Source organism: Oleiphilus sp. HI0043 (assembly GCF_001634935.1).
Window position 1 is genome coordinate 1 of sequence record NZ_LWEY01001693.1, and the last position, 999, is coordinate 999.

Genomic DNA, 999 nt, shown 5'->3' on the forward strand with positions numbered 1-999 from the left:
CCGCAAACTGATCACTTTACGCTCTAGTCGACGTTTGATGGAGTCGCAAGGAGAAGTATTGCAGCAATTGGTTAGTGAAGAGCGCTTGAAAGAAGTGCTCAAACATACCAAGCGTGATATGCAAGATTGTTGGAGCACCGTTGGCTTGGTTCACTCGATGAATAAATTTTTCGATAAGATGGATAAAGAACTCGATAATGTCGAGAGTGAAGCAAAAATTGCCGACAAAATGGTTCATGCAATTTATAAGCGCTTCAAGTCGGACGTTCATGCCAAGTACCTTAAACCAAGAAAGTTTACAATTGGTGAGCAGCGCAAAGCGCTAGAGGCTTTGAAAGCAAAGTTGGTGAAGTTCTGTCGACGACCTAAAATGTTTATGACGGAACAATCGGTGCTGATAAATCACTTTTTTAATACCTTTGCTGCAGAGATGCGTCTGATCCAGCTGCAAATTATTAAACAAGCCAAGCAGTGGCCAGAAGAGGCTTTATTACCGCTTATTCAATATACTCATGAGCAAAAAACCATGCTCGAAGAGCGTGTGAGCCACTTAAGGAATTTAGCGAGTTCGAGTAAGGACAAAAAGGTTCAGCAGGCTAAATTGAAAGAACTGATCGATAGAACGCATCAGCAAATTAGCGAAGTTGAGCAAATACATCAGAGCCTGAGTACACCGCCGCCAAGCAATGTGATTAGTATTCAGGATATTGCCATTCGCTAGAGGGCCGTTTACACTCCGCTTTTCTTGATACGCATCATAAAGAGCCCTAATCCAACGCATGCCTGAAACTGCCAGTTCCTCACCAAACACTTCTAACGCGCAAGCGATGCACTCTGTAGGTATCGTTGAGCCGAAAGTTGCACATTTTGACCAAGCGCTAAATCTGATCAGTGGCAAGACGCTGCAACAATATGAGCTTGTCTATGAAACTTACGGCGAGCTGAACGAAAACAGAACTAACGCAATATTGATCTGCCATGCCTTGAGCGGCGATCATC

At 43.7% G+C, this 999-nt stretch carries 2 pseudogenes; both read left to right on the forward strand.

The features are described 5' to 3' along the window. A pseudogene (locus tag A3729_RS33460) lies at window positions 1–721 on the forward strand (GTPase); the annotation flags it as partial. A 58-nt stretch (window positions 722–779) separates the two neighbouring features. Further along, a pseudogene (gene metX, locus A3729_RS25850) lies at window positions 780–999 on the forward strand (homoserine O-acetyltransferase); the annotation flags it as partial.